This window comes from Paludibacterium sp. B53371, assembly GCF_018802765.1.
GTDB lineage: Bacteria > Pseudomonadota > Gammaproteobacteria > Burkholderiales > Chromobacteriaceae > Paludibacterium.
Genome location: NZ_CP069163.1, coordinates 2,404,697 through 2,419,416, shown reverse-complemented (window position 1 = coordinate 2,419,416; position 14,720 = coordinate 2,404,697). Strand labels below are relative to the sequence as shown.

Genomic DNA, 14,720 nt, shown 5'->3' with positions numbered 1-14,720 from the left:
ACGGATATGGCCGAGGCTAACGTTCGCTGAGCGCCTCTGTCTTGGCGCGCAGTACCGGCTTGAGCATATATGACAATATACTTTTCTTGCCAGTCATAATGTCAACCTGGGCAACCATGCCGGGGATGATCGGCAAGTGTTTGTCACCCAGCGAGCTTTGACGGGTACGCACCTTGACGATGTAGAACGAGTTGCCGTGCTCGTCGGTTTCGGTATCGGCGCCGACGTCCTGGACGACGCCGTCCATGCCACCGTAAATGGTGTAGTCATAAGCGGTAAATTTGACCTTGGCATCCTGGCCGGTGCGCAGGAAGGCAATGTCGCGCGGCGAGACCCGGGTTTCCACCAGCAGGGAGTCGCCGATCGGCACGATTTCCATCACATCCTTGCCGGGCTGCACCACGCCACCAACCGTATTGGCATAGATCTGCTTGACTTCGCCGCGTACCGGAGAGCGCAGTTCCGATAGCTTGACCTTGTTGGCCAGACCGGTGGTGTCGGCAGAAAGGCTGTTGATTTTGGCCATGGTTTCGGACAGTTCGGCGCTGGCCTGATTGCGGAAGCTCAACTCGGTTTCGCGTACCTTGCGGTTGGCTTCGATGATGGCCGCCTGCAGGCGGGCAATCTGTGCTTCGGCCATATCGCGATCACCCTTGAAGCGCGAGACATCGCGTTGCAGCCGCAGCAGGTCGACCTGCGACACCGCCCCGCTGTCCAGCAGGGGACGGGTTTGCTCCAGTTCGCGGGCAGTCAGTTGATAGCTTTGGTCGGCCTGTTGCCGCCGGGCGCGCATTTCGCTCAGCTCCTGGGTGCGCTGGTTCAGTTCCTGATGGGCGATCTGGACCGTGTCTTCCAGCTCCTGCTGTCTGGCGCGATAGAGGTCGCTTTCCTGCTTGGCAATGTCCGGTGCTTCCTGCGTGACCTGGGCCGGCATGTTGAGCGGGGAGCCTTCGGCAATGGCGCGCAGCCGTGCCGCCTTGCCCAGCAAGGCCAGGTACTGTGCCTGACTGGCTTGCAGCGAGGAGACGAAGCGGGTGTTGTCGATGTTCAGCAACAACTGGCCTTTCTGTACCACCTGTCCTTCGTGCACCAGGATGCGCGACACCACGCCGCCATCCAGGCTCTGGATGTGCTGGTTCTGGCTGGAGGCGACGACCTTGCCTTCCCCCTTGGTCACTTCGTCGATCTGGGCAAAGGCGGCCCACAGCAGGGCAACGAGGAAAAAGCCGGTGACGGTCCAGACAAACACCCGCGGCCGGCCTGGATTCTGCTCCAGAATGGCCCAGTCGGCATCGGTGGCAAAATCGAGGTGCTCCTGCAGGTCTCGAGCCGCAGCCCAGTCCATCAGGCGATCCCAGTATGGCGAGGTTTTTTCCTGGCCGCGGACAATCCAGTTTTTCCAGAAGGGGCGGTGTTGGCTCATTGTGCTTGCCCCCGGTTGACCTGACCTTGTTGCAGGGAACGAATGACCGCGTCCTTGGGCCCGTCGGCCATAATAGTGCCGTTGTCGACGACGATCAGTCGGTCGGCCAGCTCCAGCAGCGAAGAATGGTGCGTGGTCAGGATCACGGTCTTGCCTTGCATGATTTTGTTCAGTGTTTGCTTGATATGGGCTTCGGCCGAGCTGTCCATATTGCTGGTGGGTTCATCCATCAACAGGATCGGCGGCGCATTGAGCAGGGCACGGGCGATGGTGACAGCCTTGCGCTGGCCGCCGGACATGGTTTCACCGCGTTCGCCAACAATCATGTCGAAGCCCTGCGGGTGGCTGTTGACGAACTCCGACAGGCCGGCGAGTTCGGCAGCGGCCTGGATGCTGGCATCGTGGCTGTGGGGCGCGCCCATCGTGATGTTCTGTCGCAGCGTGCCGTAGAACAGCATCGATTCTTGCGGTACATAGCCGATGTGGCGACGCAGTTCGGTCGGGTCGATCTGGTTGATGTCGATGCCGTCGATGCGTACCGAACCTTCATCGGGCTGGTACAGGCCGAGGATCAGTTTCTGCAGGGTCGACTTGCCGGAGCCGATGCGGCCAATGATGGCAACCCGTTCTCCGGCCTTGATCTTGAACGAGACGTTGCGCAGTGCCTGCGCCGGGTTCTCCGGATAGCTGAAGCTGACATTGCGGAATTCGATCTCGCCCCGGAAGCTGGTGCGGTGGAAGAAGTTGGCATTCTGCTCGCGTTCAACCGGCAGCTTCATGAAGGTGTCGAGCGAGCCGAGCGAGATCTTGGCATTGTGGTACTGGGTCAGCAGGCCGACCAGCTGGCCCAGGGGCGCCATGGCGCGACCAGACAGCATCACGGCGGCGATCACACCACCCTGCGAGGTGTCTCCGCTCATGATCAGGTAGACCCCGACGATCAGCACCACGATGCTGACCATCTGCTGGACGAAGCCGGCAAAGTTGCTGGCGGAGGCCGCCAGCAATTTCAGGCGCGCGCCGATTTGCGACAAAAACAGGGTGGCCTGCTCCCAGCGGGCCTGTTGCTGTCCTTCGGCGGCCAGAATCTTGATGGTTTCCAGCTCGGCGAGGTTTTCCACCAGTTGGGCGTTGCGTTGGGCCGAGGCGCGCAGCGTCGACTCGGTCAGGACTTTCATCTTCTCCTGGATCAGCAGTGAGAAGATCATCATGGCGCCGGCGCCCACCAGTACCGGGATGACCATCAGCGGCGAAATCCACAGCACGACCAGCAGGAAGATCAGTACGAAGGGCAGGTCGATCAGTGCGGTGATCGAGGCGGAGGCGATGAAGTCGCGAATGGTTTCGAACGAGCGCAGATTGGCGGCAAAGGCGCCTACCGAGGCCGGGCGTGCCGACATGCGTACGCCCAGCACGCGTTCCATGATCAGGGAGGACAGTGAAACGTCAATGCGCTTGCTGGCCAGGTCGAGCATGTAGCCACGGGTCATCTTCATCAGGAAGTCGAACACCAGGACGATGATGCTGCCGATGGCCAGAACCCACAGGGTGGAAAAGGCGAGGTTGGGCACCACACGGTCGTAGACGTTCATCGACACCAGCGGGATGACCAGGGCGAACAGGTTGATCAGGAAAGAGGCCACCAGCGAGTCACGGTACAACGGCAGGCCGCCATAGACCGCATGCCAGAACCAGTGACGCGAGCGGATATCCCCCATCTCCGGTGCCCGACGGTCATAGTTGAAGCGCGGCCTGACGAAGATGGCGATGCCGGCGTAGTTTTCACCCAGTTGCTCGAGCGGGATGGTTTCGACGGACTCCGGGAGTTCGGAGAAGCTGAAGCGGGCGGTCCCTGTCTTGTGGTCAATGCCGCGCAGGATGCAGGCCTCGTCGTTCTTGAGCAGGATCACCGCCGGCAGCAAGGCATCGCGCAGCTTGTCGAGCGGGCTGCGCACGACGCGCGAGGTCAGGCCGATGCGTCGGGCTGAACGCGAAAACATGGACGGCGTGAGCCGGCCATTGGTCAGTGGAATGCCTGCAACCAGGGACTCGCGGGTGGCATTGATGCCATATTGGCGAGCCAGAGCGAACAGGCAATCCAGCAAGGGATCCAGGTGGGTCGAATGCAAGGGGATGGTGCTGTTTCGCATTTCCTGGGTGATCGGCTGCATCTTTACCTCGGGGCGCATGGTGAACTTTTCCCGATGACTCGGTCCTCCCCGACGTTATCATAAATATTACAAGTTTAGTAAGGAAAATAGGTAAATTAAATTGATATTTGTCACAGAAAATATGCCGAAGGCATGATGCGCTACGGCAGATGCGGCGGATGTGAATGGCTTGTTTTTATACCCTATGGGGGTATATGATCAGGTCAGGAGATCATCATGCAAAATTCCGTTCTGGTATTACCCATCAAGGGCATGCACTGCGCTGCCTGCGCCCAGCGTATTGAAAAGATGCTGAACCGCCTGCCAGCGGTGCAGGCGACGGTCAGTTTTGCCAGTGAGACGGCGCGGGTAGAGCTGGGCGAGGGGGCGTCGCTGGATGAAGCCGTCGCGGCCGTCCGGGCCGCCGGATTCGAGGTGGCGGCGTCCCGGCTGACCCTGGCACTGGGCGGGATGCATTGTGCTGCCTGCGCTCAACGTATCGAAAAGGTGCTCAACCGGCTGCCGGGGGTGAGTGCGACGGTCAACTTTGCCAGTGAGCAGGCCAGCGTGCATTTTGTCCCCGGTGCCTGTGAGGCGGCGCAGATGGTGACTGCCGTGGAGCAGGCCGGATTTACCGCCAGTGTGGTGCAGGCTATGCAGCGTGAGACGCTGCGGGCGCAACAGGTGACGGCGTCGCGCCGCGAGGGGGTGCGGGTGGCGCTGGCGGCGCTGCTGGCGCTGCCACTGTTGTGGCCAATGCTGTCCATGATGACGGCGGCCGACATGCCGATGTTGCCGCTGTTCTGGCAATGGGGGCTGGCGTCGGTGCTGCAGTTTGTTTTCGGCTGGCGCTTCTACCGTGGGGCCTGGCTGGCTTTGCGTGGCGGCGCCGCCAATATGGATGTGCTGGTCGCACTGGGGACCAGCGCGGCGTACGGCTACTCCTGCTGGCTGGTCTGGTCCGGTCAGGCGCATGAGTTGTATTTCGAGGCATCGGCCTGGGTGCTGGTGCTGGTCATGCTGGGCAAGTGGCTGGAGCGGCGCGCCAAAGGAAGGGCGGGCGATGCGATTGCGGCGCTGCTGGACCTGGCGCCGCGTACAGCGCGAGTGGAACGCGATGGACAGCAGGTGGAGGTGCCGCTGGACCAACTGCAGCCCGGCGAATTGGTCTGGGTGCGCCAGGCCGAACGCGTGCCGGTGGACGGGGTGATCGAGCAGGGCCAGGCCGCGCTGGACGAAAGTATGCTGACAGGAGAGAGCCTGCCGGTGGACAAGGGCGTCGGCGCACAGGTCTATGCCGCCACCTTGAATCAGTCGGGGCTGCTGCAGATCCGCGCGACCGGCGTTGGCAGTGATACGCAGCTGGGACGGATTGTCCGCATGGTCAGTGAGGCACAGGGGTCCCGCGCACCGATCCAGCGTCTGGCAGATCAGGTGTCGGCGTGGTTTGTTCCCGCGGTCTTGCTGATCGGCCTGCTGACACTGCTGCTGACCGGTGCGCTGAGCGGTGACTGGGGGCGGGCGCTGATTCATGCGGTCGCCGTGCTGGTGATCGCCTGTCCTTGTGCCCTGGGGCTGGCCACGCCGACCGCCGTCATGGTCGGGGTGGGTAACGGGGCGCGGCACGGCATTTTGTTTGCCCGCGCCGAGGCACTGGAGCAGACCGGGCGCCTGCAGGTGTTGGCCATGGACAAAACCGGCACCTTGACCGAAGGCAGGCCAAGGCTGGTTCAACTGGCTGCATTGGGTATCAGCGAGGCGCGGCTGCTGCAACTGGCGGCCAGCGCCGAGGCGGGCTCGACGCATCCGCTGGCACAAGCCCTGCTGGCCGCTGCTCAGGCACAGGACGTATCGCTGCTGCCGCTCAGCGGATTTACTGCACAGACCGGCGCCGGGGTCACGGCGCAGTTGCCGGATCTGGGCGAGTTGCGCGTCGGGCATCCCCAGTGGGCGGGCGTGCCGGCATTCGCCGACTGGCCGCGGTGGCGCGAGCAGGGCATGACGGTGATTGGCGTGGCACTCAATGGTGAGCCGCTGGGTGTGCTGGCACTGGCGGACAGCTTGCGTGCATCGGCTAGCGGGGCGGTGTTCCGGCTAAAGCAGATGGGCATCCGGGTGGTAATGCTTAGTGGCGACCACCCGGCTGCCGCCGGGTATATCGCCGCTCAGGCCGGGATAGACGAGGTCCATGCCGGCCTGTTGCCCGAGGACAAGGCCACCCTGATCCGGCAATGGCGTGAGCAGGGTTTGCGGGTCGGCATGCTGGGTGATGGTGTCAATGATGCGCCGGCACTGGCGGTGGCTGATGTTGGCATGGCGATGGGGGGCGGGTCGGAGGTCGCCATCGAGGCTGCGGATCTGACCCTGATGCACAATGATCCGATGCATGTGGTCGATGCCGTCAGTCTGTCGCAGCGTACGCTGGGCAAGATCCGGCAGAATCTGTTTTTTGCTTTTGCCTATAACGTGCTGGGTATTCCCCTGGCGGCCAGCGGCTTGCTCAGCCCGGCACTGGCGGGGGCGGCCATGGCGGCCAGTTCGCTGTCGGTGGTCAGCAATGCGCTGTTGCTCAAGCGCTGGCGGGCCGGTGCCTCTGGCTGAAACGACAAGACTCCCGCGCAGGGAGTCTTGACGGGTGCGGAGGGGGCGGGGAACTAGAGGTCGATCACGCTGCTGTGCTGCAGTTCGGCGATGTTGAGACCGGCCGGCGCCAGGCGCTTGAGTTCACCCAGAGCCTGTTCGCGCAGCGAGGGGTCCAGATGGCTGATCCAGATCTGCACATTGGGCGGAATCAGCTCCAGCATGGGCAGCAGGGTGGCCGGCGTCATGTGGCCCTCCTGTGCGGCCCGTTCCGGGTCACTGCTCGGGTAGGTGACTTCACAGATGATGTCGGACAGCGACGGGACATTGGCCGCCCAGTGCCAGAAGGCCGGGCACAGGGCCGAATCGCCGGTATAGGCGAGGGCGCGCCAGGGGCCCTCAATGACCCAGCCGATGCTGGCGATGTTGTGCTGGGCCGGCAGGGCGGTGGCCATGCCGTCTGCCAGCGGGATGGCATCGCCGACTTCGAGTGCGGCAAAGCGCAGCAGGGGCTCGCCTTGCGGGGTTTGGGCCTGCAGATAGCCCTGATGGCCGGGTTCGGCCATCAGGCCATTCAATAACTCGTCAATGGTTTCCTGCTGGCTGTGAACGGTCAGCCCTTTGCCGCCATGGGCAGCATGGCAGGCGAGCAGTGCCGGCAGGCCGCTGCAATGATCCAGGTGAGAGTGGGTCAGTAGTACGCGTTCCACCGCCAGTTGGCTTTCCGTCGACAGCGTTTCCACGCCGCTGCCGCAGTCCATCAGGGTGCTGACATCGATCAGGTAGCTGGAGGTGGCGATTTGCGAGCCGTTGCCGGCCGCGGTGCCAAGGACGGAAACAATCATCGGTCATCCTGTCATTTGAGGGGGGCTTGCCGAATCATTGTAGCTGAGTTGTGGTATCGCTGCATGACGAATGCGTTGAGGCCTGCCCCCGGTATGGCTGGTGCTGCGGCAAAAAAAGCGGCCGGGCAATGGCCCGGCCGCTTTTTTTCAGAGGCAGACCGATATCACTCGACCTTGCCGACCGGGTACATATAGCGGTTGCTGTCGGCGAACGGCGTCTGGTTGTAGAACCAGTTCAGGCGCGCGTTGCGATCCTTGGCAAAGGCTTTGTCTTTCTTCAGCTTTTCTGCGAAGGCCTGACGCAGTGCCGGGCTTTCGGCCAGCATGGCACGAGCCATCGGCTCCATGACGTAGGCTTCGGGCGCTTCGGCCGAGGTCAGGTTGGCATTGAAGAAGCCCCAGCTCAGGAAAGAGTCCGGGCTGGCCGGTTCGAGCAGGTCCATGGCCAGTACGCCCAGACGCTGGTTCGGGTCGATGACCACAGAGCCGGCCGGGTAGGTGACCTTGCGGTGTTCCGGAACCGGTTTGCCGGTGATCAGCAGGCGACCTTCATAGCCCGGGATCTTGTCGGCGGACTCGCGGTCGGGCTCGAACGGGGTGCCCAGCTTGACGTCTTCCAGGCGATAGACCGTCACGTCGTAGGCCGTCGGCGCGCTCAGGGTGGTCATCTGGATGCCATGGACCTTGAGACGGTCGATCACTTCATGCCATTGCGCCGGCACGATATAGGCCTTGGGACGCGGTACGATCAGGTCCGGCTGGGTCTGCGGGGTGTAAGGGATCTTGTAATCCTGCGGCTTGTTGGTCCAGCGCACGATCTTGTCACCGGTGATCGGCGACAATTCCTTGGTGTATTTCACGCCCTTGAAGTCGACCAGTTGCGGCTTGCCATCCGGGGCTTTCCAGGTCAGCGCCACCTGGTTGTCACGTACAGCGCGGTCTTTGGCAATCGCGGCGGCCAGGCTGTCCTTGTTGTCGCCGACGGCTTCGAAGATGGCCTTGTACAGGGTGTAGTTGCCCAGTACTTGCTGGCGGTACGGCTTGAGGGCGTGCAATTCGACCAGGATGCCCGGAATGCCGCGGATATCGGCGTACTGGTTGGAGAAGCGGGCATAGTCGCTGTAGTACGGATAGTACCCCTGGGTCATATCCTCATTGTCGTTCATGCTGATGCAGTCGTTCGGCAGATGGCCATAGTCTTTCAGCTCGGCGAACACGCGCGGGGTCATGACGCTGTTCATCCAGGTGGTACTGTTCTTGGCCCAGCCCATGCCGTTGTTGCAGTAGGTGACATCGTACTGGTAGATCACGCCATCGGTGGAATGGGTGTCGATGAAGAAGTCCGGGTCGTATTCGTTGAGGATGCGGGCGACGTTGCGGATTTCCGGACTGTCGAGCTTGGCGAAGTCGCGGTTGAGGTTCAGGTTGCGCGAGTTGACACGCCAGCCGGTATTGTTCGGGCCGTTCTGGTTGATGCGTCCATACTTGCCGTTGCGCAGGTCACCGTCGATGTTGACCACCGGGACGAAGATCAGGTTGATCTTGTCCAGCAGGGCGGTCTGGCTGCTGCCGACGGTCATGTCGCGAATCATCATCAGGCCGGCATCCTTGCCGTTGGCTTCGCCCGGATGGATTTCGGCTTCGACGTAGACGGTCGGTTTGCCCGAGGCCTTGAGGCCGGCGGCGGATTTGTCGGCGGACTTGGAGACGATCACCATGGTGAACGGGGTGCCGGCATCGGTGGTTTCACCGTAGGTCATCATCTTGATGAGGCCCGGTTTGGCATCCTGCAGTTTCTTCAGGTAGTCCAGCGTTTCGGTGTAGGTCGGGGTGTGCTGGAAATCGGACGCTTCGATCGGGGTGATATAGGGGTCGTTCTTGGCTGCGATGAATTGTTCGCTCTTGCCGTTCCAGGCGATATCTGGCGGCAGAATGTGTTTGCGCGCCGCGGCCAGATAGGCGTTGTCGTCGACATAGTCCGGTGCGGACGGCACGGCAAAGGCCGGAAGGCTTGCCAGCATCGAGGCCAGCATGGTCAGTTGCATGCAAAGGCGGGTTTTTTTCATACCTGACTCCCTGTTTGTATTGTCGGTTCACAGGCGGATCACGCGCTGTGTCACTGAGCCACGGGCAAGGGGTGACCTTGTCGCGGCATCCAGACCGCAAGCGTAACGCGCCAGGGAATATCAGTATGTGCTAAATCGATTTGATTTGATGGCAATCAACGGCTGGAGCACGTTGTTGCGGCGTGCAAATGACAACATGGCCGGGCAGAGGCCCGGCCATGTTGCGAGGTGATGGTGAATCAGTGGCCTTGCGGCTGCTTGCGCGACCAGGCCCAGAGGGCCAGCCCGGCGAGGATCATCGGCAGGCTCAGCCATTGTCCCATGCTCAGGTTGGCGGCCAGCAGACCAAGGAAGTCATCGGGTTCGCGGGTGAACTCGGCGATGAAGCGGAAGGCACCGTAGCCGATCAGGAACAGTGCGGAGACGGCGGCGCGCGGACGTGGCTTGCTGCTGAAGCCCCACAGGATGAAGAACAGGGTCATGCCCTCCAGCGCAAACTCATACAGCTGCGACGGGTGGCGTGCCAGTCCGCCGTATTTGACATAGGTGTCGACCCACTCCGGGTGGGTGGCTGCCCAGGCACGGTCTGCCTGCTGGGCCTGCGGGAACAGCATGGCCCAGGGGGCCTCCGGGTTGGTGACCCGCCCCCACAGTTCACCATTGATGAAGTTGCCGATACGGCCGGCGGCCAGGCCCAGCGGCACCAGCGGGGCGACGAAGTCGGCCACGTCCCAGAAGCTCTTGCCATGGCGGCGGGCAAACAGCCACATGGCGATCAGTACGCCGAGGAAGCCGCCGTGGAAGGACATGCCGCCTTCCCAGACCCGCAGGATTTCCGCCGGGTTGTGCAGGTATTCGCCGGGTTTGTAGAACAGCACATAGCCCAGCCGTCCGCCGAGCACCACGCCGAGCACGCCGTAAAACAGCAGGTCGTCCAGCATCTTGCTGGTCATGAAACTGCGGCCGGCACGGATGCGACGATTGCCGAGCAGGATGAACAGCAGGAAGCCGGCCATGTACATCAGGCCATACCAATGCACGGCGAGTGGCCCGAGGTGGATGGCGACGGGGTCGTATTGCGGATGAATGATCATTTGTCAGTCGTACGTGTTTGCGGTAAAAGTGATGAGACTGAATTATACGGAAAGCGTTGCATATCGTCGCGGGCGATTACCCTCGCATGCGATTTCCGGGGCTGATACCACGGCCCCGCCGCCTTGCACGGCGCACCGATTGACTGGACCCAGTCTTTTGAAAGTGCGACCGGAAACGCTGGCATTTTAGTGAAATAGAGCAAGGAATTGTCATGCCTGAATATCGTTCCAGAACTTCTACCGCCGGCCGCAACATGGCCGGCGCCCGTGCGCTGTGGCGCGCCACCGGCATGAAGGATGAAGACTTCCAGAAGCCGATCATCGCCATTGCCAACTCGTTCACTCAGTTTGTTCCGGGGCATGTGCACCTGCATAACCTGGGGCAACTGGTGGCCCGGGAAATCGAACGCGCCGGCGGCGTGGCCAAAGAGTTCAACACCATTGCCATTGATGACGGCATTGCCATGGGGCATGGCGGCATGCTCTACAGCCTGCCTTCGCGTGACCTGATTGCCGATTCGGTCGAATACATGGTCAATGCCCATTGTGCCGATGCGCTGGTCTGCATTTCCAACTGCGACAAGATTACCCCGGGGATGCTGATGGCGGCCCTGCGGCTGAACATCCCGGTGGTGTTTGTTTCCGGCGGGCCGATGGAAGCCGGCAAGGTGAACTGGCAGGGCGAGGCCCGTGCGCTGGATCTGGTCGATGCCATGGTCGAGGCGGCCAACCCGGCGGTCTCCGATGCCGAGGTGGCCGAGCTGGAGCGCTCCGCCTGTCCGACTTGCGGATCGTGTTCCGGCATGTTTACCGCCAACTCGATGAACTGTCTGACCGAGGCGCTGGGCCTGTCGCTGCCGGGCAATGGCTCGCTGGTGGCCACCCATGCCGATCGCAAGGAGTTGTTTCTGCGTGCCGGTCGTCTGATCGTGGATCTGGCGCGGCGTTATTACGAGGGGAATGATGACAGCGTCCTGCCGCGCCGCATTGCCTCGCGCGCAGCCTTTGGCAATGCCATGTCGCTGGATGTGGCGATGGGCGGCTCGACCAATACGGTGCTGCATTTGCTGGCCGCGGCGCACGAAGCGCAGGTGGATTTCACCATGGCGGACATCGATGCCATCTCCCGCAAGGTCCCTTGCCTGTGCAAGGTGGCCCCGGCCACGCAGAAATACCATATGGAAGATGTACACCGTGCTGGCGGGGTGATGGCCATTCTGGGTGAGCTGGACCGTGCCGGGTTGCTGGCGCGCGAAGTGCCGACCGTGCACAGTCCGTCGCTGGGGGCGGCGCTGGATCAGTGGGATGTGGCCCGTGATGGCGTGGATGAGACCGCGACGCGTTTCTATCGCGCGGCGCCGGGCGGGGTGGCCACGACGCTGGCCTTCTCGCAAAGCATGCGTTTCCCCGAACTGGATCTGGACCGGGCCGCCGGCTGCATTCGCCGCCGGGCCAATGCCTATAGCCAGGATGGTGGTCTGGCAGTGTTGTTTGGCAATCTGGCCGAGGATGGCTGCATCGTAAAAACCGCTGGCGTCGATGACAGCATTCTGCGCTTTGATGGCCGGGCCCGGGTGTTCGAGAGCCAGGATGCGGCTGTCGAAGCCATTCTGGCCGACAAGATTCAAGCCGGTGATGTGGTGGTGATTCGCTACGAAGGGCCGAAGGGCGGGCCGGGTATGCAGGAAATGCTTTATCCGACTTCCTATCTGAAGTCCAAGGGGCTGGGCAAGGCGTGTGCGCTGCTGACCGATGGTCGTTTCTCCGGCGGTACCTCTGGCCTGAGTATCGGCCATGTTTCGCCGGAAGCGGCCGAGGGCGGCCTGATCGGTCTGGTGGAGGAGGGGGATCTGATCCGTATCGATATCCCTGCGCGCAAGATTGAGCTGGCGGTCGACGAGGCGATCCTGACGCGTCGCCGCGCCGAACGCGAGCAGCAGGGCTGGCGGCCTCAGCGTCGTGACCGTCTGGTCAGTCCGGCTTTGCGGGCGTATGCCGCCATGACGACTTCGGCCTCGACCGGTGCGGTACGGGATGTCAGTCAGGTAGAAAAGCGGTAAAGTACGCCCGTCGCAAGCCAGGAAAACCGGTTCGGCCTTGCCAGCCGGTTTTTTTGTTGCAGGATGGTCATGAGCAGGAGGAAAAATGAATCGGTTCGTCAGCTTGCTGTTGCTGCTGTGGGTTGGTCTCTCATCTGCCTGGGCTGCCGGGGTGGTGCGAGTCGGCATCAACGCCAGTTACGCGCCCTTCGAGTCGGTGGATGATCATGGCCGTCTGTCCGGTTTTGATATTGATGTGGTCAATGCCTGGGCGAAGACCCAGGGCAAGAGCGTCAAGCTGGTGAATTTGGCCTGGCCGATGTTGTTGCCGGCGCTGACCGAAGGCCGGGTCGACATGGTGGTTTCTGCCGTGGCGATCACACCGGCGCGGCAACAACACTTCGATTTTTCCCGTCCCTATTTCTATGAGCCGCAAGTGCTGCTGATTCCGGCGCGCGGTGGCCGGACAGATCCGCGCAGCATCGAGTCCATCGGCGTGCTGGCCGACAGCAGTGCCATCGGCTGGTTGCAGCGTCTGGGGGTGCCGGCTGCCGCCCTGCGTCTCTATCCCGGTCTGCCCCCCATGCTGGCGGATCTCAAGTCTGGCGATGTGCACGCCATCTTTGGCGATTTGCATGCCCTGCGGCGTGCCGATGCCGAAGATCCGTCCCTGCGGCTGATTTCTCGTCCGTCCTTTGGGCAGGATGCCTATGCCTTTGTGGTGCGCAAGGGCGATCATGCCCTGCTGGCAGCGGCCAATGACGGCCTCGCGCGCATGCAGGCCGATGGCACACTGGCCCGCTTGCGCAAGGCCTGGCCAGGTCTCTGACGTCCTACCCTGCCGGTCGGATCAGGCTGTCCGTGGCCTGTATCCGATCAGGTCTGGCATTAAAATGCCTTTTTGCTATCCGTATGACATCCACTTGGGGTGAAAAATGTTCGTTTTTCGCACTGACGAACATGGTTCGTTGCTGACTTGTCAGAAAGCGAACTGTATACAATCGATTGTTTTGCCGGTGATAGGTGGCGCCAGGAGAGGCCGTCGCCGGCTGGCATTTTGCTCAAGGTCAGGTCGCCGAAGGGGGATGTCTGCAGGGTGGTCTTGGGTTTTGAAATGACGTTTTTTTGGGTAAGTGCCTGAAAAAAGGCAAAAAAATGCGCGGGCCTTGGGTCCGCGCTAAGTCTACAAAGGAGAAATAGAGGAGAAACTATCAAGAAGCAATTGCTGCATCTCAACGTGGCTGAATTATCCGTAGCACACCGAGAAGTGTCAATTCCTGCCGTTCGGGAGTGCGCGGAAAATGTAAAATTCTGTCGCTTATTATCTAATCCTTATGTTTGAAAACGAAAATAACCGCCATTTTCAAGGGGTCTTTGTCGCTGTCTGTTGTGAGACAATACTGCTTTTGCATTGCAGCAGGATGACATGATGACGCCCAAGCATTTGCCCGATCCCCGTCTGTATCCCACCGCCAGTGTCAGTAACCGTTTGATCCACATGGCCGGCACCGTGCTCGCCTCGGCCTCGGAGGAGGCCCGGGAGCTGGAGCAACTGGCCTTGCGCGACGCCATGTCCGATCTGCTGGCGCGGGACGAGGTGCTGCTGATCTCGGTGGCACTGAACATGGCGCCTTCGCAGGCGGCTTATCAGGTGCTGTGGCAGGCGCTGCGTCAGGCCGTCGAGCAGGTGCCGGGGCGGCATGCCGAGGTGTTTGCCATGCCGCTGGTGCTGGTCGCGGGTTCGCGCCAGCGTGCCACGCTGCCGGACCGGATTGCCGATGTGGACGGTCTGAATGGCCTGCTGCGCCAGCACGGTGTCTTTGCCGAACACAGTGAGGTCTTCCTCTCGGGCAAGCTGCTGCATCCGGACGATGTGGTGGCCATTTCGCCGGCCCAGCTCTACCGCTATCACCGCCAGCTGGCGGATGCTGCGCGGGGGCTGCCGCTGCCGCTGGAGGCCAGTGCGGTGACGGTCAAGGAGGAGGGGGTGTTTCTGCGCTATCTGGTCGGGGTGGCGATCCGTGAGGAGGACCATGTCGCGCCGGTCGATTATTCAGTCCGTATCGGTGCCTGGGGGACGGCGATGATGAAGTTCCTCGGTGAGGCGCTGAAGACCGAGGGGGTGACCCTGTTCCCGATTTTCCGTGCCCCTGCTCCGCTGATGCAGGCCATGGTAGCCGGCAATCAGGCGCGCCTTGAGGTCGCTATGCAGGTGTTTGTCAGCGCCTTGCTGCGCAAGCTGCGCAGCGAGGGTCGTGAGCCGGTGGTGACCTTGTCGGCCCATGAGGGCGGAGAGTTGCAGCTGTCGATCGCCACGGCCGACCAGCCGGAAGTGGCCGAGCGGTTTGTCTGGCCCCTGGCCCCGCTGGATCATGTCGAACGCATCGAACAGGACGTGCTGGCGCTGCTGCATGAGTGTCAGGTGGAAATGGTTCGAATTGAAGAGATCGTTTTGCCCGCCCGTGCTTGATTTGTATGCGTTTTTTGCCTGAATAAATGCGTGGAATGACATGACGCAGTAGT

The 14,720-nt window shown here is 61.8% G+C and carries 9 protein-coding genes; 4 read left to right on the top strand and 5 right to left on the bottom strand.

The annotated features are described in order from the left end of the window. Positions 1–16: 16 nt before the first annotated feature. Both JNO51_RS11625 and JNO51_RS11620 read right to left on the bottom strand, forming a co-directional pair. On the bottom strand, positions 17–1,423 hold the full coding sequence (locus tag JNO51_RS11625) for an HlyD family type I secretion periplasmic adaptor subunit (RefSeq protein WP_215777347.1): 1,407 nt from the start codon (positions 1,421–1,423) through the stop codon (positions 17–19). After that, positions 1,420–3,612 (bottom strand): type I secretion system permease/ATPase, encoded by a 2,193-nt coding sequence (locus JNO51_RS11620; protein ID WP_252346071.1) that lies wholly within the window; start codon positions 3,610–3,612, stop codon positions 1,420–1,422. Before JNO51_RS11620 ends, JNO51_RS11625 begins: the two co-directional genes overlap by 4 nt. Positions 3,613–3,810: 198 nt before the next feature. Here JNO51_RS11620 and JNO51_RS11615 point away from each other — a divergent pair, with 198 nt between their 5' ends. Beyond that, the gene (locus JNO51_RS11615) at positions 3,811–6,174 is read left to right on the top strand and encodes a heavy metal translocating P-type ATPase (RefSeq protein ID WP_215777344.1); all 2,364 of its coding nucleotides are present in this window, start codon (positions 3,811–3,813) and stop codon (positions 6,172–6,174) included. Between the two features lie 53 nt (positions 6,175–6,227). Here JNO51_RS11615 and JNO51_RS11610 read toward each other — a convergent pair whose 3' ends face one another. From JNO51_RS11610 to lgt, 3 genes are all read right to left on the bottom strand, one after another. Beyond that, complete coding sequence (locus JNO51_RS11610; RefSeq protein WP_215777342.1) at positions 6,228–6,998, bottom strand: MBL fold metallo-hydrolase; 771 nt, start codon at positions 6,996–6,998, stop codon at positions 6,228–6,230. A 164-nt stretch (positions 6,999–7,162) separates the two neighbouring features. After that, on the bottom strand, positions 7,163–9,064 hold the full coding sequence (locus JNO51_RS11605; protein ID WP_215777340.1) for a M14 family metallopeptidase: 1,902 nt from the start codon (positions 9,062–9,064) through the stop codon (positions 7,163–7,165). Between the two features lie 239 nt (positions 9,065–9,303). Next, positions 9,304–10,158, bottom strand: a complete 855-nt coding sequence (gene lgt / locus JNO51_RS11600) for a prolipoprotein diacylglyceryl transferase (protein ID WP_215777338.1) — start codon at positions 10,156–10,158, stop codon at positions 9,304–9,306. Between the two features lie 212 nt (positions 10,159–10,370). Between lgt and ilvD the strand changes: the two genes are divergently transcribed. The 3 genes from ilvD to JNO51_RS11585 all read left to right on the top strand — a co-directional run bounded on the left by ilvD (position 10,371) and on the right by JNO51_RS11585 (position 14,667). Then, positions 10,371–12,218: a dihydroxy-acid dehydratase gene (ilvD, locus tag JNO51_RS11595; protein ID WP_215777336.1), complete on the top strand. Its 1,848-nt coding sequence runs from the start codon at positions 10,371–10,373 to the stop codon at positions 12,216–12,218. Positions 12,219–12,303: 85 nt separating this feature from the next. Then, complete coding sequence (locus JNO51_RS11590; protein ID WP_215777334.1) at positions 12,304–13,026, top strand: transporter substrate-binding domain-containing protein; 723 nt, start codon at positions 12,304–12,306, stop codon at positions 13,024–13,026. Between the two features lie 597 nt (positions 13,027–13,623). Further along, complete coding sequence (locus JNO51_RS11585; protein WP_215777331.1) at positions 13,624–14,667, top strand: hypothetical protein; 1,044 nt, start codon at positions 13,624–13,626, stop codon at positions 14,665–14,667. Positions 14,668–14,720: the final 53 nt, after the last annotated feature.

What these genes read in the sequence shown, in the direction of transcription:
- JNO51_RS11625 (WP_215777347.1), bottom strand. Translation starts at nt 1,423, where the DNA reads ATGAGCCAACACCGCCCCTTCTGGAAAAACTGGATTGTCCGCGGCCAG.
- JNO51_RS11620 (WP_252346071.1), bottom strand. Translation starts at nt 3,612, where the DNA reads ATGCGCCCCGAGGTAAAGATGCAGCCGATCACCCAGGAAATGCGAAAC.
- JNO51_RS11615 (WP_215777344.1), top strand. Translation starts at nt 3,811, where the DNA reads ATGCAAAATTCCGTTCTGGTATTACCCATCAAGGGCATGCACTGCGCT.
- JNO51_RS11610 (WP_215777342.1), bottom strand. Translation starts at nt 6,998, where the DNA reads ATGATTGTTTCCGTCCTTGGCACCGCGGCCGGCAACGGCTCGCAAATC.
- JNO51_RS11605 (WP_215777340.1), bottom strand. Translation starts at nt 9,064, where the DNA reads ATGAAAAAAACCCGCCTTTGCATGCAACTGACCATGCTGGCCTCGATG.
- lgt (WP_215777338.1), bottom strand. Translation starts at nt 10,158, where the DNA reads ATGATCATTCATCCGCAATACGACCCCGTCGCCATCCACCTCGGGCCA.
- ilvD (WP_215777336.1), top strand. Translation starts at nt 10,371, where the DNA reads ATGCCTGAATATCGTTCCAGAACTTCTACCGCCGGCCGCAACATGGCC.
- JNO51_RS11590 (WP_215777334.1), top strand. Translation starts at nt 12,304, where the DNA reads ATGAATCGGTTCGTCAGCTTGCTGTTGCTGCTGTGGGTTGGTCTCTCA.
- JNO51_RS11585 (WP_215777331.1), top strand. Translation starts at nt 13,624, where the DNA reads ATGATGACGCCCAAGCATTTGCCCGATCCCCGTCTGTATCCCACCGCC.